Genomic DNA, 19,423 nt, shown 5'->3' with positions numbered 1-19,423 from the left:
AAAAGGGCTGAAAAGGGCCGGCCAGTATGCACAAGGCCCATGCCGGCGTCACCTCTCTAAGACGGAAGAACCAATGGTAATAATCGTGCGGTATTGCGCGCATCTTCCAGCGCCCGATGTTGTTGGCCACTGAACTGCATGCCCGCCAGCTGCAGCGCGCCGTTGAGCCCTAACGGGCGTTCCAGACGTCGAGACTTGGCAAAGCGCTGTTTGAGGTTCATGTGCGGAACCCGGCTCAGGGCGCTGTCGAGTTGCAGGCGCTCCCACTCCTGGACCAGCTGTTTGCGATCGTAATCGCCCCAACTGGCCCAGCCTTCGAGGCGCGAGTGATGCTGGCCGAGCCAGTGTTCGAACGACGCCCAGACCTCGCTCAGAGACTGCGCGGCGTCGATGTTGGCCTGGGTGATGTGGGTCAGTTGCCGGCAAAACGGCGTCAGCAAAGGCCGACGCGTCGGGCGTACGAAGCGCTGAAAGCTATCCAGTTCTCGACCTTTTCGGTCCACCAGGGTGGCGCCGATTTCGATGATTTCCATTTCTGTTACTGGCCAACCACCCTCATCGGTGGTGGCTTCCAGATCAATGACCAGCCAGTGAGGCATCGCAGGGTTCCTGGTATCCGCGTCCTGATAGGGCTTGAGCGTAGCCAAACCCGGCGGATCCGCCTAGCGGCTTATTCGACCTCCAACAAAATCTGACGATTTTTCACCTGGTCACCGACCCTGACCTGCAAGCGTTTGAGCACGCCGTCGATGCCTGACTTGAGCGGATGCTCCATTTTCATGGCCTCCAGCACCACCAATAACTGGCCTTTACTGACAGGGCTGCCCTCGGTCACCAGCACGTCGACGATCGCCCCGTCCATCGGAGCCTTGAGGGTGCCGGAGCTGACGCTGGCCTGGCTGCTGACCAAGGCTTGCGTGCGGTCCATCAGCCGCACACTGCCGGGACGGGTGAACAGCCAGAGTTGCCCGGCCTCAAGACGGTAGGCATGGCGTCGGCGGACACCGTTGATGTCCAGGCTGGCCCAGCGTCCGTCGCACTGGATGATCTTCAATTCAAAGGGCACTGTTGCGACTTGAATCCGATACGGCTCACCCGATACAGCGTTCAACTCCACAGGCCAATCCTGATCCTCAAGGCCGATTCGATAGTGCAGCGGCACGCTGGCGTTGTTGCGCCAACCGGCCAGTGGCGCGTGATGAACCTGCGCCGAAGCCTGATAGAACAATGCCGCAGCGATGGCCAGTTCTTCGGCGCTCGGCACATGCGCATGCAGGCAAGGATGCTCGGCAAAGTGAGTCGGGATGAAGCCGGTACTGAACTCACCACTGATGAACTGCGGATGTTCGAGCAGGCTGGCGAGCAAACGCTGATTGCTCTGCACGCCGAGCAGCACGCTGTCCTGCACTGCCCGCAGCAGTTTGCGCCGGGCTTCTTCGCGGGTGGCGCCGTGGCTGATGATCTTGCCCAGCATCGGGTCATAAAACGGGCTGATGGTCTGGCCTTCGACCAAGCCATGATCGATTCGCACGCCGCTCTGCAACGCAGGCTCCCAGGCGGTGATGCGACCGGTCTGTGGCAGAAAACCGTGCGCCGGATCTTCGGCGTACAAGCGGACTTCCATGGCATGGCCGCTGAGCTGGACCTGCTCCTGGCGCAACGGCAACGGCAGCCCTTCGGCGACGTGCAACTGCCAGGCCACCAGATCGAGGCCGGTGATCAATTCGGTCACTGGGTGCTCCACCTGGAGACGGGTGTTCATCTCCAGAAAGTAAAACTGCCCGCGCGCATCCAGCAGAAATTCGACGGTGCCAGCGCCAATGTAATTCACTGCGCGACCTGCTTTTAGCGCCGCTTCACCCATGGCCTGACGCAACTCGGCGGTCATCACCGGGCAGGGCGCTTCTTCGATGACTTTTTGATGGCGACGCTGGATCGAGCAGTCGCGCTCGCCAAGGTAGACCAGGTTGCCGTGCTGGTCGCCGAACAGTTGAACTTCGACATGACGCGGGTCGATCAGCGCTTGCTCGAGGATCAGTTCGTCGCTGCCAAACCCATGCAGCGCTTCGGAGCGAGCGGTGCGCAGCTGTTCGAGCAAATCTTTGGCCTCGCGCACCAGGCGCATGCCACGCCCGCCACCGCCGGCACTGGCCTTGATCATCAGCGGATAGCCGATGCGTGCGGCTTCGCGGCTCAGGGTGGCGTCGTCCTGTTCTTCGCCCTGATAACCCTTGATACACGGCACACCGGCATCGAGCATGGCGAGTTTTGACAGGCGTTTGCTGCCCATCAGTTCGATGGCATCGGGACTGGGGCCGATGAAGGTGATGCCGGCATCCTGACAAGCGCGGGCGAACCCGGCGTTTTCCGAGAGGAAGCCATAGCCCGGATGGATCGCGTCAGCGCCGGTGCGCCGGGCGGCGTCGAGAATGGCCGGGATATTCAGATAGGACTGCTGCACCGGTGCCGGGCCGATGTTTACGGCTTCGTCGGCCAGTTGCACGTGCAGCGCATTGGCGTCGGCATCGCTGAACACCGCGACCGTGCGATAGCCCAGGGCCTGGGCGGTGCGCTGGATGCGGCAGGCTATTTCACCGCGGTTGGCGATCAGGATTTTTCTGAGTCCGGGCATGTTTTATTCCCACGGTTTTGCGGTGGATGTGATGGCCTCATCGCGAGCAGGCTCGCTCCCACATTTGAAATGCATTCCCCTGTGGGAGTGAACCTGCTCCGGGCGGCGTTCCGACTATGCTTTTAAGGCGCCCAGCCCGGTTTACGCTTTTGCACGAAAGCCATGGTCCCCTCAATACCTTCAGCCCCGGTCACCGCCTCGCTGAACCAGTCGGCCGCTTCATCCAGCAACGCATTCGAGGGCTGTCCGGCACTCGCCAGCAACAGCTTTTTGGTCGTCGCATTCGCCTCCGGCGCGCAGCACAACACATGGGCCAGAATTTCATCGAGACGCTCGGCCAACGCTTGCGCGTCATGCTCGACAAAATGCACCAGCCCCATGCGCCGTGCGTGTGTGCCATCGAAACGTGCCGCGGTCAGCGCCAGTCGACGTGTCTGGGTCAGGCCGATTCGCTGCACCACGAACGGTGCGATCTGCGCAGGCAGAAGGCCGAGGCTGGTTTCCGGCAGACCGAATTGCGCCTGGTGATCGGCCAAGGCGACATCGCTGACGCAGGCCAGCCCCAAACCACCGCCGAGCACCGCGCCTTGCAGCACCGTGATCACCACTTGTGGTGCGTGTTGTACCTCTTGCAGCAGCGCACCGAACGCGCGATTCAAATCGCGATAGGCGCTCGGGCCCTGAGCGCGTGCGTTGGCCATGTCCTTGATGTCGCCACCGGCGCAAAAATGCCCGCCGGCACCAGCGATCACCAAGGCACGAATCCCACGGTCATCGCGCACGGCCAACAGCACCGCACGCAGTTCCGCGACCATCAACAGGCTCATGGCATTGCGGCTTTCGGGGCGGTTGAGGGTGATGTGCAGGACGCCGTTGTGCGATTCCAGCAACAAGGTCTGGCAAACCGGCAGGGCGCTCATTTGTTTTTCCCCGGCAGGATGCCCATGAGTTTGCAGATGATCCCCAGCATGATTTCGTCGGCACCGCCGCCGATCGACACCAGCCGCACGTCACGGTACGCGCGGGCCACCGGGTTATCCCACATGAAGCCCATGCCGCCCCAATATTGCAGGCAGCTGTCGCTGACTTCCCGGCCCAGGCGCCCGGCCTTGAGTTTGGCCATCGACGCCAGGCGGGTGACGTCCTGGCCTTTGATGTATTGCTCGGTGGCCTGATAGACCAATGCCCGCAGGCATTCGATTTCGGTTTGCAGTTCGGCCAGGCGAAAGTGGATGACCTGATTGTCGATCAGCGCATTGCCGAAGGTTTTACGTTCCTTGCAGTACTCGATGGTGCTGTCGACGCAGTACTCCAGGCCCTTGATCATGTTCGCCGCGCCGAACAGCCGCTCCTCCTGGAACTGCAGCATTTGCATCATGAACCCCGCGCCTTCGTGGCCGATGCGGTTGCGTTGCGGTACGCGCACGTTGTCGAAAAACACCTGGGCGGTTTCCGAACTGCGCATGCCGAGCTTGTCCAGGTGCGAACTGAGGCTGATGCCGGGGGTGTTCATCGGCACCATGATCAGCGACTTGTTGATGTGCGGTTTGTCGTCTGAAGTGTTGGCCAGCAGGCAGATGAAATCCGCGCTCGGCGAGTTGGTGATCCACATCTTGCTGCCGTTGATCACGTAGTCGTCGCCGTCCTTGCGGGCGGTGGTTTTCAAACCGGCCACATCGGAACCGGCGCCGACTTCGGAAACACCGATGCAACCGACCTGCTCGCCAGTGATCGCCGGTCGCAGGAATTCTTCACGCAGTTCATCGGAGCCGAAGCGGGCGAGGGCCGGGGTGCACATGTCGGTCTGCACGCCAATGGACATCGGAATGCCGCCGCAATGGATGGTGCCGAACTCTTCAGCCGCGACGATCGAATAGCTGTAGTCGAGCCCCATGCCGCCAAACTTTTCCGGTTTGGAAATCCCCAACAGGCCGAGCTCGCCGGCCTTGCGGAAGAGCTCGTGGATCGGAAAGCGTCCGGCCTTTTCCCATTCATCGACGTGAGGATTGATCTCGTGATCGACGAATTGGCGGACAGTGCGGCGCAGTGCTTCGTGTTCCTGGGTGAAGATCATTCTTATTGTTCTCCTGACGAACCCGATCGTTCCCACGCTCTGCGTGGTAACGCCTCTATGGACGCTCTGCGTCCGCTCTTGGGACGCGGAGCGTCCCTGGCTGCATTCCCACGCAGAGCGTGGGGACGATCAAAATCTAGCGACGCCGAAGCTGTTGGATTGCAATGGCCGCACTTCAGCCTCATGGCAGATATCCAGCAAGTACCCGAGCAGGGTCCGGGTATCGCGAGGATCGATCAACCCGTCGTCCCACAAGCTGGCGCTGCCGTACAGTGCGGTGGACTGGCTGTCGAGTTTCTGCGCGGTGACCTGTTCCAGCATGTCGAGCATTTTCGGGTCGGGTACCAGGCCGTCCTTGGCCTGTTTGGCCTCGGTGACGATCCGCAGCACTTTGCCGGCCTGGGCGCCGCCCATCACCGCCGTGCGGCTGTTGGGCCAGGCGAAGATGAAGCGCGGGTCGAGGCCGCGGCCGCACATCGCGTAGTTACCGGCGCCATAGGAGCCACCGACGACGATAGTCAGTTTAGGCACCCGGGCATTGGCCACCGCTTGAATCATTTTCGCGCCGTGTTTGATCACGCCCTGCTGCTCCGACTCGGTGCCGACCATGAACCCGGTGGTGTTGTGGAAGAACAGCAACGGCGTCTTGCTCTGATCACAGAGCTGAATGAACTGCGCCGCCTTGCTCGCACCCTTGGGCGTGATCGGCCCATTGTTGCCAATGAACCCGCAGGCGCGGCCTTGAATCTGCAAATGGCCGCAGACGGTTTGCTGATCGAACTCGCCCTTGAATTCGAGAACGTTCGAGCCGTCGGCTATCCGCGCGATGATTTCGCGCACGTCGTAAGGTTTTTTCGCATCGTCGGGAATCAGCCCGAGCAACTCATCGATGGGGTAGAGCGGTTCTTCCCAGTGACGTTCGGGTAGCCATTGCAGCTGATCGTTCCACCGCAGCAGGCCGACAATCTCGCGCACCAGGCGCACGCCGTCGGCATCGTTCTCGGCCAGGTATTCAGCTGTGCCGGCGATCTGCGCATGCATCTCGGCGCCGCCCAATGCTTCATCGGTGGCGACTTCGCCGGTGGCAGCCTTGAGCAACGGCGGGCCGGCCAGAAACAGCTTCGCCTTGCCACGCACCACCACGACGTAATCCGACAACCCTGGCTGATAGGCGCCGCCCGCCGTGGCCGAGCCATGGACCACGGTGATTTGCGGCAGGCCCATGGCCGACATCCGCGCCTGATTGGCAAAGCTGCGGGCGCCTTCGACGAAAATCTCCGCCGCATAATTGAGGTTGGCGCCACCGCTTTCGGCCAGGGTAATGACCGGCAGTTTGTTCTCCATGGCGATCTGTTGCAGGCGCAGGGATTTTTTCAAACCGCTGGGGGAAATGGTCCCGCCCTTGATCGCACTATTGTTTGCCACTACTAGTACGCGCACGCCGGACACGTAGCCGATCCCGGCGATCAACCCGCCGCCTGCCGAGCTGCCGTCCTTGTCATCGTGCAACTTGTAGCCCGCCAGGCTCGCCAGTTCGAGAAACGGTGCGCCAGGGTCGAGCAGCAGATTGAGGCGTTCACGGGGCAACAATTGGCCGCGCTTGTCGAACCTGGGTTTGGCCTCGGCCGCTTTGTTCAGCAGGTTCTGTTCGAGCTGGCGGACATGCTCGATGCCGACCAGCATCGCCGCGCGATTGCGGGCGAACTGTTCGCTGAATGGGTCCACTTGCGACTGAATCACCGGCATGACTTATTCCTTGTCCTTGAGCACGTCAGGCAGGTAGGCACGGTGAAAACCGTTATACGACTCGCTGATCTGCGCCTTGTGTATCGGCCAGGCACGCCCGCCGAGGCTGGCGGCGCCGTCGATGCGCAAGGTGCTGCCACTGACAAATGCCGCGGCCGGGCTGAGCAGGAAAACGATCGCCGCGCTGACTTCCGATTCGGTGCCGATGCGTTTCAGCGGCACGTGTTCGCGCAAGGTCGGGATCACCGCTTTGAACGCGCCTTCGTAGGTGTCCATGCCGCTGGACGCGATCCAGCCCGGCGCCACGGCGTTGACCCGCACCCCGGCATAACCCCATTCGAACGCGGCGGTCTTGGTGAGGTTGTCCATGCCTGCACGGGCCGCGCCCGAGTGGCCCATGCCGGGCATGCCGCCCCACATGTCGGCGAGCATGTTGACGATGGCACCGCCGTGTTTGCTCATGGATTGGTTGAACACTTCCCGGGCCATCAGGAAGCCGCCCATCAGGTTGGTACGCAACACCGTATCGAAGCCTTTCTGATTGATCGACGCTAGCGGCGACGGGTACTGCCCGCCAGCATTGTTGACCAGGCCGTGAATCGGTCCGTGCTTGCGGATCAATTCGCTGACCACATGCTTGACCGTTTCTTCCTCACGAATGTCGCAGACCATCCAGTCAGCCTTGCCGCCATCTTCGGTAATCTCGGCCGTGACGTTTTTCAGCTTGTCAGCCTTGCGCCCGAGCAGCAGCACATGGGCGCCGAGGGCCGCCAGTTCGTGAGCGGTGCAACGGCCGATGCCGCTGCCGCCACCGGTGACGATGATGTTTTGGCCTGCAAACAAGTCGGCTTTGAAAATCGAATCGTAAGCCATGGCGACAGTCCTCTAGTTGACCCGGTCGGCGATGCGCTGCGGCACCGGTATCTGGATTTCCAGCAGTTGTTGGGCGAAGGCTTTGCCTTGCGGGTCGATCCGCAGGCTGGCCACGCCACCGCCTCCCAGGGCGTTTTCCAGCAGAAAATTAAGGCTGTGGGTGCCCGGCAGGTACCAGCGTTCGACGCGTCCGTGGATCGGATCGAGGACATGACTCATCCAGTCGACGATCACTGCCGGCGTCAAGGCTTCGGCAATCCACGGCAGGTACTCCGGCTCGCGGGCCATGACGCCGATGTTGCTGTGGTTGCCCTTGTCACCGGAGCGCGCCACGGCGAGTTTGACCAGGGCCACGCTGGCATCGGCTCGGCCCGAGGGTTTCGGTGGGGCGTACGCCACGGGCAGGTCGGCGGTGTCGATTGCATCAACGGCGGGCAAGGCACAGGGGTGGCGCTGGCCCTTGAGATCAATTTCCAGCGTGCAGGCGGTTTTGTCGATAAGGAAGGAGAACAGCCGGATCAGCGGATACACCGTCGGCCGGCCACCGACAATCCCGGTCAACCCCGGTGCCATGCCTGTGGCGGCCTGGGCGATCTCCCGGGAAAACACAATCAACGCCTGTTTGCCCGGATGGCGCACCGCGAGTTTGATCACCACTTCGCGGCTGTCCTGACGCTGACCGTGGGGCCCGTAAGTGGCCTCGCTGCCAAGCAATTCGATGTTCACTTCGCTGTAGGGTGGCCAACCGCGCTGACTGAAGATTTCCGAGGTCTTGTTGATGATGGCTTCGCTGACTCGACGCGCCTTGTCGACCGCATCGATCCCGGCGATCAGGCAACTGGCGGTGCAGCGGAAACCGTCCGGGTACGTCGCGCTGACTTTGTACTGATCGGTCGGCGCCAGGCCTTTTGCGCCGTGTACCTGAACCGCGTTTTTGCCTTGTTGCACGAGTTTGACTTCAGTGAAATCGCAGACCACGTCCGGCAGCAGATACGCCTGCGGGTTGCCGATTTCATACAGCATTTGCTCGCCGACCGTCAGGGGAGTGACCAGGCCGCCGGAGCCGTCGGGTTTACTGACGATGAACTGGCTGTCGGCGCTGACTTCAACGATGGGAAAGCCGATGTGTTCGTAGTCGGGCACCTCGCGCCAATCGGTGAAGTTGCCGCCGGTGCACTGGGCGCCACATTCGATGAGGTGCCCGGCCAATGCCGCCTGGGCGAGTTTGTCGTAGTCGTGCCAGGACCAGCCGAATTCATGCACCAGCGCGGCGCTGACCACGGCGCTGTCGACCACGCGGCCGGTGATGACGATGTCGGCGCCCAGACGCAGGGCCTCGACGATGCCCGGTGCGCCGAGGTAGGCGTTGGTCGAGACACACATCGGCGGCAGGGGCGCGCCGCTGAACATTTCATGGATACCGCTGCTGCTCAGCTGTTTGAACTGCGGCTGCAGGTCATCGCCCAGCAACACGGCGATTTTCAGCGTCACTCCGGCCTGGTCGCAAGCCGCTTGCAAAGCGGCGGCGCAGGCTTGCGGATTGACCCCGCCGGCGTTGCTGATGACACGGATTTTCCGTTCGGCCAGTTGACCCAGCAGCGGGCTCAGGACTTCGATGAAGTCGCTGGCGTAACCGGCCTGGGGATTTTTCATTCGCGCACCGGCCATGATCGACATCGTAATTTCGGCCAGATAATCGAACACCAGATAATCCAGGCGCCCACCTTCCACCAGTTGCGCGGCGGCGGTCGAGGTGTCGCCCCAGAAGGCACTGGCGCAACCGATGCGGATTGTCTTGGGCACAGTCAACTCCATAGTCACCTGCGATAGAAGTGCGTCGAGACTACCAAGCAAGCGCTTGGTTTGTAAACGGTATAAATATCTTCGGCCCGAGCGCTTGCTTGGTTGCGCCGTCCAGCTTAAATTGCCCGCGCAAGCCCGCGGTTTTAGCGGCGTGCGGCGTATTTGATTGATTCGACTGTAGGAGAGAACGGGTGGACGAGCAAAAAGCCCTGAGGGTGATGCGCGAATTGGTCGACAGCGGCCAATTGACCGACCCGGACAGCGCCCGCGGCAAACTGCTGCAAGTGGCGGCTCACCTGTTCCGCAACAAAGGTTACGAACGCACCACCGTGCGCGATCTGGCCGGCGCCGTGGGGATTCAGTCCGGCAGCATTTTCCATCACTTCAAAAGCAAGGACGAGATCCTGCGGGCGGTGATGGAAGAAACTATTCGCTATAACACTGCGTTGATGCGTGCAGCCCTGGCCGAAGCCGGCAGTGTGCGCGAGCGGGTACTGGCGCTGATTCGTTGTGAATTGCAGTCGATCATGGGCGGCAGCGGCGAGGCCATGGCGGTATTGGTATATGAGTGGCGCTCGCTGTCCGCAGACGGGCAGGCGCAAGTGCTGGCGCTGCGCGACATTTATGAAGAACTCTGGCTTCAGGTGCTGGGCGAAGCCAAGCAGGCCGGTTTTATTCGCGGCGATGTGTTCATTACCCGCCGTTTTCTGACCGGGGCGTTGTCCTGGACCACCACCTGGTTTCGCGCAGGCGGCAGCATGAGCCTCGATCAATTGGCCGATGAGGCATTGATTCTGGTGCTGGAAGAAAAGCAGTAAGTTTGTTTTGAAACAGAAGAAAACTGGCTAAGTAGCCGAAACCGCCTAGCTTGAATGCATTGAGGCGTTTTTTTTGGGGAGTGGGTTGTTTTGATGTCTTCGCCAATTCGGACGGTTTCGCGGCTTTTGCTGGCGACGCTTGCGCTGTTATGCATGGTTCCGTCCCAGGCTGCACAGCTGGTTCGGGTCGGTGCCGCACATTTTCCCCCTTATACCGTGCGCCCGGAATCCGGTGCCGACACCGGTTTGCTGCCGCAGTTGGTCGAGGCACTCAATGCCTTGCAGAGCGACTATCAGTTTGTGTTGGTGCCGACTTCCATTCCCCGACGTTTCGGCGACTTCAAGCAAGGCCGGGTGGACATGGCGATTTTCGAGAACCCGGACTGGGGCTGGAAGGACATCCCGCACACCACCGTCGACATGGGGCTGGAAGACGCCGAGATTTTTGTCGCGCAACGCCAGCCCGATGGCCAGCCGGTTCGCCAGCAGAATTATTTTGCCGACCTCGCCGGCAAGCGCCTGGCGCTGTTCAGCGGCTATCACTATGAATTCGCCAACTTCAATGCCGATCCAAAATTCCTCGCGCAAAACTACGATGCAACGTTGACGTATTCCCACGACAGCAACCTGCTGATGGTGCTGCGTGGGCGTGCCGACGTTGCCCTGGTGACGCGCTCCTATCTGAGCGATTACCTGCTGCGTAACGAGAAAGTCGCCGATCAGCTGCTGGTGTCCCAGCGTATCGACCAGATCTATCACCACTACGCCATCCTCCGGCCGGCCGCACCGATCACTGGCGAGGCTTTCGGCAAATTGCTGCAAGGGTTGCGGGACAATGGCCAACTGCTGAAGATTTTCGATCCCTACAAGATCGCCGTGGTGCCGGTTCCGGGTACCTGAGATCTGTGTGTAAGCCTTGAAGGGCAGCCGCTGATTCAGCTGCACCTGACTCGAGAGCCCGCGCTGCAAGTTCAAGTAGAAGGCAGATTACAGGTCTTAGCGACGGGCAAAGGTATCCACACGACTCCCCGACACCTTGCGGCAGTGCCCCAATGCATCGCGAATCATGAAGTTCACCAGCGTCGGCGAGACGCCAAGCTCCTTGGCGATGTCTTTTTGCGGCACGCCGTGCAGGCGGTACATCTCGAAGGCGTAGCGGGTGCGGCTAGGCAGCTCGGTCAGCGCGTCGGCGATGTGTTCCAGCGTCGAGAAGTTGATGTGCGAGGTTTCCGGTGAAGCACCTTGAATCACCACGTTCAGGCCTTCCTCCTCAGATCCTGAATACTTCTGCTCCAGCGCCTGTTTGCGGTAGTGATCGATTGCCAGGTTGCGCACGATCTGGAACAGGTAGCTCATCTGAGCCTTGAACGAGGACGTGATCTGCGGCGCTGATTGCAGTCGGAAGAACGCATCCTGCACCACGTCTTCAGCACGCGATCGGCAGCCGGTAATGCGGGCGGCAATCTTGACCAGAATCAGTCGATTGTCGACGAATACTTGAAGTAGCGGTGAATCGCACCTGCTTGTGGACACTTGTTCCGTCATTGGAAATCACCTTGCTCCAAATAGGTTGGCGGGACGGCAAGCGGGGGCTGAGCCGTCCAACACGTCGAGCAACAAATTATTATTAATGATAATTATTGTCAAATGAGAATTAGAGCTAATGCCCCTTTGAGGTGCAGAGTGAGAACTGCGACACGCTGGGTTAATCAAGTAGCGCCTGCGCACTGAAATGCCGGAGTACATGGTTCCGCTGCGATGGCGTCACCGAAATTTGCGCGGATTTGCGCGTTGACTGTCGCTTCGGACCGGCTCAGGCTGCCTGTGCTTTTTTGGGTGGATCGCAATTCACAAAGGAGACAGTCAATGCCCTTCGTTACGGTTGATGGACAACCCCTTCACTACACTGATCAAGGCACCGGCCCAGCCGTTCTGCTGGCCGGCAGTTACCTGTGGGACCAGGCCATGTGGGCGCCGCAGATTGCCGCCCTGTCCCAGCAATACCGGGTGATTGCTCTGGACCTCTGGGGCCATGGTGAATCCGGGCCGCTACCCCACGGCACGCAATCGCTGGATGACATTGCGCGCCAGGCACTGGCGTTGCTCGATCACCTGGACATCGACCGTGTCACGCTGGTCGGTCTGTCGGTCGGCGGCATGTGGGGCGTGCGTCTGGCGCTGTCGGCGTCGCAGCGGATCAATGGTCTGGTGCTGATGGACACCTACGTCGGCGTCGAGCCGGAACCGACTCGCCAATACTACTTCTCGCTGTTCAAACAGATCGAAGATACCGGCGTGATCGCACCGCAGCTGCTCGACATCGTCGTGCCGATCTTCTTCCGTCCGGGCATCGATCCGCAGTCGGCGCTGTACCAGGACTTCCGCGCCCAACTGGCCGCGCTGCCGCCGGAGCGTCTGCGCGAGAGCATCGTGCCGATGGGGCGGATTACGTTTGGGCGGGACGATTTGTTGCCGCGACTGGGCGAGTTGGATCCTGATACCACGCTGCTGATGTGCGGCGATCAAGACAAACCGCGGCCGCCATCGGAAACGAGGGAGATGGCCGGGTTGATCGGATGCCCGTATGTATTGGTGCCAGAGGCGGGGCATATCTCCAATTTGGAGAATCCGCAGTTTGTTACTAAGGCCTTGCTGGTGTTCCTGGCAGACAGGAGTTCGTGTGACACTTGATAAAAAGATTGTTAGAGCGCGGCCCGAACCTTCGGTGTGAGTAACTCGGTAGGCGTTACCGAAGGTTCAGGTGTGCTGGGACTATTTATAAAACAATGAGCTGGGTGAATGTAGCGTTACGGAAATGAGTTGTGCCAACGCCATTCAGTATGGTCAGTATTAATTCCCAGGCCTCGGAGTTTTTCTTCTACGTACTTTAAACATGCACCGCCATCCGGAATGTAATGCCCGGACGCGTCATTTACCAGTCCGATGACATCACGAATGCCTGAGCGGTCCTGAATATTATCCAGTCTGAATTCACCCGCACATATAACGGGTCTGCCACCGCCCAGTTGGCTGTGTCTTATATAATCGTTACGTGCTTCGTGCTTCCAAAGCTTATAGATAATCGAACCTTCGGGAGTGTACACCCAGGTGTAACTGTCATGGGAACCGTTGACGTTCAGGATTTCGGTCTGTCGACTTTTCAAACGTTCGCCCACCAGTTTTCCGTCAATCATTCCAACCAGCTGGCCTACACCATCGATTTTTGATGGATCATAAGTCCGCCACGACCGAAGGTCGCCGATCCACGGCAACCAGCGAACAGGATAGGTCTGGGTGTTCACATCTATGGGGCGGTAGTCGGTGTTGACCCACTCGGACCACGATATTTGTCCGGCCCATATTTGCTGTAAGTTAACGGAGTGGTTGGAGAGCCATTGGTGGATTTTCTTAAAGGATGTATTGGTAAAAATACGGTTGGCGGTCAGTATCAGTGACTCCAGCTCCCAATCATCGCTGGCGATCGGATGCTCCACTGGAAGTTGATATAGTGAAATATTATTCAGTTCGCTGATATGAATACTTTGCTTGCCGAAGAGGCGGGGAATATCTATGTCGACAGTGATGGCCTGGCCCGCTCTAGGGGCGTCGCAAAATAATTGCTTGTTTTCATGGTGGCCCATGCTTATATAGATTTTGTCGTCGGTGCCCGCAAATGATTTGTTCTGGATGGTTGCCGATATGCTGAGCTCTGTAATGTCGGCGCTGCGCTCAAAGTTACGCATTTCGTCGGTGAGGAAGTTCATGTTTTAGTGTCCTTTCTGTATGTCGAGGTCCTTCGTTTTCAGAAAGGTAAATGATTGTTTTATTGATGTCTCGTCGGGAGTGCTACGGAATATTAAAGTTGCCGCACAGATGATTCAGGGGAACATATCCCCCTGCGTAAGCGGTAAGCGGGCAGGGGGGCTTGGCTATAAGTTGGGAATGTCAGGTGCGTGGCCCGAGAATTTGCACCAACTTATCCGGCGACGGCGCGCCTTGCTGTTGTTGCAGCTCGCCCTTGCCGTCCATGTAGAAAATCGCCGGGGTGGCCTGCAGCTCCAGGTCTTCCATCAACTGCATGTTCGCCGCCAGTTTCGCCTGAATCGCCGGGGGCACGTCCTTCAGGGCTTTCAGCGAGCTCTTCTTGCCTGACTTCTCATGGTCTTCCAGTGCTTTCTGCGGATCTTTGGCGGCCAGCAGTGCAGCCGATTTCCCTGGACTGTCTTCGCGAATGATGCCGACCATGATGTGCCGCAGCTGCACCTTGCCCGCCTTGACCCATGGCCGCGCCTGCTCCCAGAACACGTTGCAATAAGGGCAGTTCGGATCGCTGAACAGGTACACGATCCGCGGTGCATCGTCCTTCCCGTCGGCGATCCAGTTGCTGGCTTCCATCTTGCCCCAGATTTCCTTGGCCATCGGTGCATAAACCAGCTTCTGCAACGGTGCGCTGCTCAGGTCGTTGCCGTCGGCATCGTACAGATTGCCGAGCAGCACGTGCTTGCCATCCGGGGTCAGGTACAACGCCATGCCCCGGTTCTGGTACTGCGCCGCATAACCGCGCAGGCCATCGGGCGCGTCGAATTGGCCGACGATTTTCGCGCCCTTGGCTTCGATTTTCTTGATCGCTTCGGGCAATTCTTCGGCGGCCTGCACTGAGGGTAAATGCAGCAGGGCAGCGCCCAGGGTCAACGTCAGCAGGTGGCGGAGGCGGGGCATGGCAATTTCCTTGAATAGGTGGCCGGTACGGCAGGATTCGGGGTGTCGAAGTTTTCCAGGGCGCGGGCCAGGCTCGCTTCCGACAGCTCACCCAGATGGCTGCCCAGCAGGCGACCTTCGGGGCTATAGAACAGCGTAGTCGGCAACGCCATGGAGCCGACGGCCTGACCCAATCGGCCACTGCCGTCGAACAGCACGTTGGAGAGGCTCAGGCCTTGGGTTTCCAGAAAAGTACTGACGCTTTGCATGCTTTCAGCCTGATTGACGAACAGGAACGTCAGGTCCGGGCGGTGTTGCTGGGCGTTTTCCAGTACCGGCATTTCCCGACGGCACGGCGGACACCAGGTGGCCCAGAGATTGATCACCAACGGGCCGCCCTGGTAATCGGCCAGTTGCACGGTTTCACCGGCGGCATTGCGCAGGGTGATTTCCGGCAGGCGCGTGCCTTGTTCGTAAATAGTCAGGGAGAAGGTCGCCAGCAACCAGAACGCCAGGCCACTGGCCACGCCAAAGCCCAACGGCCGGCGCAAGCCCGGGCGACGCCAGCCTCGATACAACGCCGCAAGTAGCAGCACGATCACACCGGGCCAGGCGAGGAAACCGCCGTCGCGCAGGTCGATGATCTGCCAGGGATCGTCGCGATAATGGGCCCAGTAAACGGCCACGAAACCGACCCGGGCAGCCACCAAGCCCAGCAGGAACAGGCTGAACAGCACCGACTCCGGATTCTCGCCGCCGCGTTTGGCCACCCGCCAGCCGACGAAAGTCGCCAGCGCCAGGGCGCTGATCAGCAGCAGGTGATTAAGCGCGATGGCAAAAGTGCCGAGAGTAAAAGTCAGCATTTAATGGGCGTCTCGGGTAGTGGTCCAGCGTTGCAGGAAGGTGCCGGCATCGACTTCACCGGTGATGCGCTGGCTCCGACGCTCGATGCCGTCGGCACCGATCCACAGCAGGCTCGGTGGCCCCGGCACTTTATAACGGCCGAGCAGTTCGCGGCTGGCGGCATTGTCGGCGGTGACGTCCAGCCGTAGCAAGCGCACATCGCTCAAGGCCTCCAGTACGTGGGCTTTGCCGAACACCTGTTTTTCCATGACCTTGCACGACACGCACCAGTCGGCGTAGTAGTCCAGCAAGACCCATTGGCCTTGAGCCTGTGCTTCATCGAGCTCCCGTTGCAGAGCTGCTGGGTCCTTGATCGTGGTGAATGCGTCATGGCTGACCGGGTTGGCGGCGCTGCTCGAGTTTGAAGCGCTGTAGACCTGCAAAGGCTTCATCAAGTCGTCGCTGCCACCGGCGGCACCGATCATCAACAGGCTGCCCCACACACCCAACAAGAGTGAGCTGGCGCCGAACACATGAGCGACGCGACCGAAACCTTCCGACTGTTTCCAGGCGCTGTACGCAGCAATCAGCAGCAACCCACCGCACAAACCAATCCACAGTGATTCGTCCAGCACCGGGCGCAGCATCAGCAATGCGGTGGCGAGGAACAGGAAGCCGAACACACCCTTGAGCAGGTTCATCCACGCACCGGGTTTGGGCAGGAAGCGATTGCCGACGGTGACCAACAGCAGCAGCGGCACACCGATGCCGATGCCCATGGCGAACAGAATCAGCCCGCCATGCAGCGCATTGCCGCTTTGCGCGATGTAGAGCAAGGCGCCCGCCAGCGGGGCGGTCATGCACGGCCCCACCAGCAAACCGGACAAGGCGCCCAACACCCCGGCCCCGAACAGGCTGCCGCCGCGCTGATTGCGCGAGACATTTTCCAGTCGATCACGCAGGGCCACCGGCAGTTGCAACTCGAAGAAACCGAACATCGGCAATGCCAGCAACACAAACACCGCAGCGAAACTGCCCAGCAACCAAGGGTTTTGCAACAACGCCTGCAAATTTGCCCCGAGCATTGCCGCCAGCACGCCCATCGCCGCATACACCAGCGCCATGCTCACGACGTAGCTGGTGGCCAAGGCGAAACCGCGTTTGGGTGTGGCGCCACTGCCGACGATCAAACCCGCCAGAATCGGCAGCATCGGCAACGAGCAAGGCGTGAAGGCCAGCAACAATCCCAGGCCAAAGAACACCAGCAAGCTCCAGCCCAGCGCCCGTTGTTGCAGGCCGCTGGCCAGGGCTTGGTCCGGTGCTTCGTCTGTCGCAGCGATAGCGGAGGTACCGCCCAGATCCACGACCTGAGTGTGCGGCGGATAACACAAGCCAGCGTCGGCACAGCCCTGGAAGCCCACTTTGATTTGACCGGTGGCGCCGGCCGCAATCTTCAGCTCCAGACCCTGGCGATAGACCTGCTGTTCGCCGAAGAACTCATCGCTGTGCGCTTCGCCTTCAGGTAACGCGGGATGCTGCTCAGCGGGCAAGCCATCGAACTTCAGGCGTTTCTGATACAGGTAATAGCCGTCGGCGATCTGCCAATAGAGCTGGGTTTCGCCCGACTCAAGACGCTCGGACGTGAAGACGAACGCTTTTTCCACCGGCAAAAAATCAGGTTTGGTCTCGAACGGATTGGTCCCTGCCTGGGCCACGCCCGAGATCAAGAGAGCAAAAAACAAAAACAGTCGACGCATGGGTAAGCCTTATCCCTGTGCAAGTGAGGTGCACAATGGAAGGCGGCGATTAACCGATGATTAACCACAGTGGCCTTGTGGCAATGGCGCTTGCGGCATAATGTCCGCTTAATCGGCCTCCGGCCTACTCACCTTTTTTTCAACAGGTCTCACCATGCACGTACTGGTTTGCGAAGACGATGAGTTGATCGCCAGCGGCATTGTTGCCGGCCTCACCGCTCAGGGCCTGACGGTAGAGCATGTCGCCACTGCCTCGTCGGCCCGGGCGATGCTCAAGGTCGCCGAGTTCGATGTGATGGTGCTCGACCTCGGTCTGCCCGATGAAGATGGCCTGAAGCTGTTGCAGCAATTGCGTCACAGCGGTCTGGAAATCCCGGTGCTGATCCTCACCGCCCGGGATTCAGTCACCGACCGCGTCGACGGCTTGCAGGCGGGCGCCGACGATTACTTGCTCAAGCCTTTCGACCTGCGCGAACTCGCCGCGCGCCTGCATACCTTGCTGCGACGAGTGGCCGGACGCAGCGTCAACTTGATCGAACACGGTCGCCTGACTTACGACCCGAGCAGCCGCGAAACCATGCTCGGCGGCCAGCCGGTGGACCTTTCCCGTCGTGAGCAGTCGCTGTTGCAGGCCTTGCTGCATAACCGGGGCCGGGTGCTGTCCACCGAGCAACTCAAAGACAGCGTCTACGGTTTCAACGATGAACTGGAAAGCAACGCCCTCAACGTGCATATCCATCACCTGCGACGCAAACTCGGCAATGGCATTGTCGAGACAGTGCGCGGCCTGGGCTATCGCCTGGGGCCGGCTGATGGTGCAGAGGAATTGAAAAAGTGATGAGCCTGCGTTTGCGCCTGAGCCTGACACTCGGCGCTGCTTTTGCGCTGATCTGGGCCTTGGCGGCAGCCTGGATGCTCAGCGACCTGCGCAATCAGATGATGTTTTCCCTCGACCAGCGGTTGGTGGCCTCGGCGCGGATGGTCGCCGGCCTGATGGAACAATTGCCGCCATTGCCGAGCAAGGGTGAGGGCACCCATTTCAGCGCTGAACAACTGAACCTCCCCGGTGGCATGGCCTGCCAGGTCAGTTCATTGCGTGGCGAAATCCTCGCCCGCAGTCACACCGATCCGCAACAAACCCTCGAAGCCGAGAAAATGGGCTTCCACGACCAGATGATCGACGGTGCGCCGTGGCGCAGTTTCACCCTGGCCCGCGGCGACGTGCGCATCACCACCGCTGATCGGCAGATCGAACGTGAGGCGCTGAACATGTCGATCCTGCTGGCCGCTTCGGTGCCGGTGGGCGTGGCGTTGCTGGGCTGCCTGTGCCTGCTCTGGCTGGGAATCGGCCAGGGGCTGGCGCCGCTGAATCGCATGCGTGACGCCTTGATGCGCCGTAGCGCCGATTCTCTCGAACCTTTGCAAATCCAGCCGCTGCCCAGCGAACTGCAACCGTTGCTGGACACCCAGAATCAGCTGTTCCAACGGATAGGCAAGACCATCGAACGCGAGCGCCGCCTGACCGGTGACGCTGCCCATGAATTGCGCAGCCCGCTGACAGCGATCAAGACCCACCTGCAAGTGGCGCGCATGACCGACGGCGCGGCCCGCGATCAATCCCTGGCCCGGGCCGAAGAGGGCGCCGATCGCCTGCACCGGACCCTTGAACAATTGCTGTTGCTGGCGCGGGTCGAGGGCAGTCTGTCGTTTGATGACGGCGTGCAATGCAGCGCCGAGCAGGTGGCGAAACTGGCAATTCAGGACGCCGCCAGCGGTGATCGTCAGCGGATCAAATTTCAGCTGCCGCCGAAAATCTCCCACGCCCCGGTGCAAATGCCCGCGGTGCTGTCGATTGCCGCGCTACGTAACCTGCTGGACAACGCGCTGCGGCATACCCCGGGCGACGGCGCGGTGGAACTGAGCCTGGAAACCACCGGCAATCGCGTGCAGTTCCTGGTTCGCGATCATGGGCCGGGGATTGCCGAAGACGATCTGCAACATTTGACCCAACGCTTCTGGCGCAACGGCCAGAGCACCGGCTGCGGCCTGGGGCTGGCGATTGTCCAGGCGATTGTCCAGCGTTGCGGCTGTACGTTGCATTTCGACAGCCGGCCGGACGGGTTGCGAGTCGAACTGACCATGCCGTTGCAACCTATCTAACAAGCACAAAAATCCCCCT

At 60.3% G+C, this 19,423-nt stretch carries 17 protein-coding genes; 5 read left to right on the top strand and 12 right to left on the bottom strand.

What is annotated here, in order from left to right:
* Positions 1 to 56: 56 nt before the first annotated feature.
* From BLW70_RS25640 to BLW70_RS25610, 7 genes are all read right to left on the bottom strand, one after another.
* On the bottom strand, positions 57 to 599 hold the full coding sequence (locus tag BLW70_RS25640) for a 3'-5' exonuclease (protein WP_074878771.1): 543 nt from the start codon (positions 597 to 599) through the stop codon (positions 57 to 59).
* 71 nt (positions 600 to 670) lie between these two features.
* Positions 671 to 2,632 carry an acetyl-CoA carboxylase biotin carboxylase subunit gene (locus BLW70_RS25635; RefSeq protein WP_074878769.1) on the bottom strand — a complete coding sequence of 654 codons (1,962 nt, stop codon included), beginning with the start codon at positions 2,630 to 2,632 and terminating at the stop codon, positions 671 to 673.
* Positions 2,633 to 2,754: 122 nt separating this feature from the next.
* Positions 2,755 to 3,552, bottom strand: coding sequence for an enoyl-CoA hydratase/isomerase family protein (locus BLW70_RS25630; protein ID WP_074878767.1), 798 nt, complete (start codon positions 3,550 to 3,552; stop codon positions 2,755 to 2,757).
* Positions 3,549 to 4,706 (bottom strand): citronellyl-CoA dehydrogenase, encoded by a 1,158-nt coding sequence (atuD, locus tag BLW70_RS25625; protein ID WP_074878766.1) that lies wholly within the window; start codon positions 4,704 to 4,706, stop codon positions 3,549 to 3,551. Before atuD ends, BLW70_RS25630 begins: the two co-directional genes overlap by 4 nt.
* A 129-nt stretch (positions 4,707 to 4,835) precedes the next feature.
* Positions 4,836 to 6,452: a geranyl-CoA carboxylase subunit beta gene (atuC, locus tag BLW70_RS25620; protein ID WP_074878764.1), complete on the bottom strand. Its 1,617-nt coding sequence runs from the start codon at positions 6,450 to 6,452 to the stop codon at positions 4,836 to 4,838.
* 3 nt (positions 6,453 to 6,455) lie between these two features.
* On the bottom strand, positions 6,456 to 7,325 hold the full coding sequence (locus tag BLW70_RS25615; RefSeq protein ID WP_074878763.1) for an SDR family oxidoreductase: 870 nt from the start codon (positions 7,323 to 7,325) through the stop codon (positions 6,456 to 6,458).
* A gap of 12 nt (positions 7,326 to 7,337) precedes the next feature.
* Positions 7,338 to 9,128 carry an acyclic terpene utilization AtuA family protein gene (locus tag BLW70_RS25610; protein ID WP_162493959.1) on the bottom strand — a complete coding sequence of 597 codons (1,791 nt, stop codon included), beginning with the start codon at positions 9,126 to 9,128 and terminating at the stop codon, positions 7,338 to 7,340.
* A gap of 191 nt (positions 9,129 to 9,319) precedes the next feature.
* Here BLW70_RS25610 and BLW70_RS25605 point away from each other — a divergent pair, with 191 nt between their 5' ends.
* Positions 9,320 to 9,946, top strand: coding sequence for a TetR/AcrR family transcriptional regulator (locus tag BLW70_RS25605; protein ID WP_074878758.1), 627 nt, complete (start codon positions 9,320 to 9,322; stop codon positions 9,944 to 9,946).
* A gap of 93 nt (positions 9,947 to 10,039) precedes the next feature.
* On the top strand, positions 10,040 to 10,846 hold the full coding sequence (locus BLW70_RS25600; protein WP_074878756.1) for a substrate-binding periplasmic protein: 807 nt from the start codon (positions 10,040 to 10,042) through the stop codon (positions 10,844 to 10,846).
* A gap of 96 nt (positions 10,847 to 10,942) precedes the next feature.
* On the opposite strand, the gene BLW70_RS25595 is transcribed toward BLW70_RS25600, so the two are convergent.
* Complete coding sequence (locus tag BLW70_RS25595) at positions 10,943 to 11,491, bottom strand: RNA polymerase factor sigma-70 (RefSeq protein ID WP_074878754.1); 549 nt, start codon at positions 11,489 to 11,491, stop codon at positions 10,943 to 10,945.
* A gap of 321 nt (positions 11,492 to 11,812) precedes the next feature.
* Here BLW70_RS25595 and BLW70_RS25590 point away from each other — a divergent pair, with 321 nt between their 5' ends.
* A complete protein-coding gene (locus tag BLW70_RS25590; protein WP_074878751.1) occupies positions 11,813 to 12,637 on the top strand; it encodes an alpha/beta fold hydrolase in 825 nt (274 codons plus the stop codon).
* Between the two features lie 116 nt (positions 12,638 to 12,753).
* Here BLW70_RS25590 and BLW70_RS25585 read toward each other — a convergent pair whose 3' ends face one another.
* The 4 genes from BLW70_RS25585 to dsbD form a co-directional block, all read right to left on the bottom strand.
* A complete protein-coding gene (locus BLW70_RS25585) occupies positions 12,754 to 13,710 on the bottom strand; it encodes a hypothetical protein (RefSeq protein ID WP_074878748.1) in 957 nt (318 codons plus the stop codon).
* 181 nt (positions 13,711 to 13,891) lie between these two features.
* Complete coding sequence (dsbG, locus tag BLW70_RS25580; protein WP_074878746.1) at positions 13,892 to 14,665, bottom strand: thiol:disulfide interchange protein DsbG; 774 nt, start codon at positions 14,663 to 14,665, stop codon at positions 13,892 to 13,894.
* Positions 14,641 to 15,507: a TlpA disulfide reductase family protein gene (locus tag BLW70_RS25575; protein WP_074878744.1), complete on the bottom strand. Its 867-nt coding sequence runs from the start codon at positions 15,505 to 15,507 to the stop codon at positions 14,641 to 14,643. The genes dsbG and BLW70_RS25575 overlap by 25 nt, the downstream gene beginning before the upstream one ends.
* Positions 15,508 to 17,244 (bottom strand): protein-disulfide reductase DsbD, encoded by a 1,737-nt coding sequence (gene dsbD / locus BLW70_RS25570; RefSeq protein WP_074878743.1) that lies wholly within the window; start codon positions 17,242 to 17,244, stop codon positions 15,508 to 15,510.
* A 154-nt stretch (positions 17,245 to 17,398) separates the two neighbouring features.
* Between dsbD and BLW70_RS25565 the strand changes: the two genes are divergently transcribed.
* Both BLW70_RS25565 and BLW70_RS25560 read left to right on the top strand, forming a co-directional pair.
* Positions 17,399 to 18,082 carry a response regulator gene (locus BLW70_RS25565; protein ID WP_074878741.1) on the top strand — a complete coding sequence of 228 codons (684 nt, stop codon included), beginning with the start codon at positions 17,399 to 17,401 and terminating at the stop codon, positions 18,080 to 18,082.
* Positions 18,079 to 19,404 carry an ATP-binding protein gene (locus tag BLW70_RS25560; RefSeq protein WP_074878738.1) on the top strand — a complete coding sequence of 442 codons (1,326 nt, stop codon included), beginning with the start codon at positions 18,079 to 18,081 and terminating at the stop codon, positions 19,402 to 19,404. Before BLW70_RS25565 ends, BLW70_RS25560 begins: the two co-directional genes overlap by 4 nt.
* Positions 19,405 to 19,423 lie beyond the last annotated feature (19 nt).

Origin of the sequence: Pseudomonas frederiksbergensis, assembly GCF_900105495.1 — a bacterium.
Classification (GTDB): Bacteria; Pseudomonadota; Gammaproteobacteria; order Pseudomonadales; family Pseudomonadaceae; genus Aquipseudomonas; species Aquipseudomonas frederiksbergensis.
This window is presented reverse-complemented; position numbering and strand designations above follow the sequence as displayed.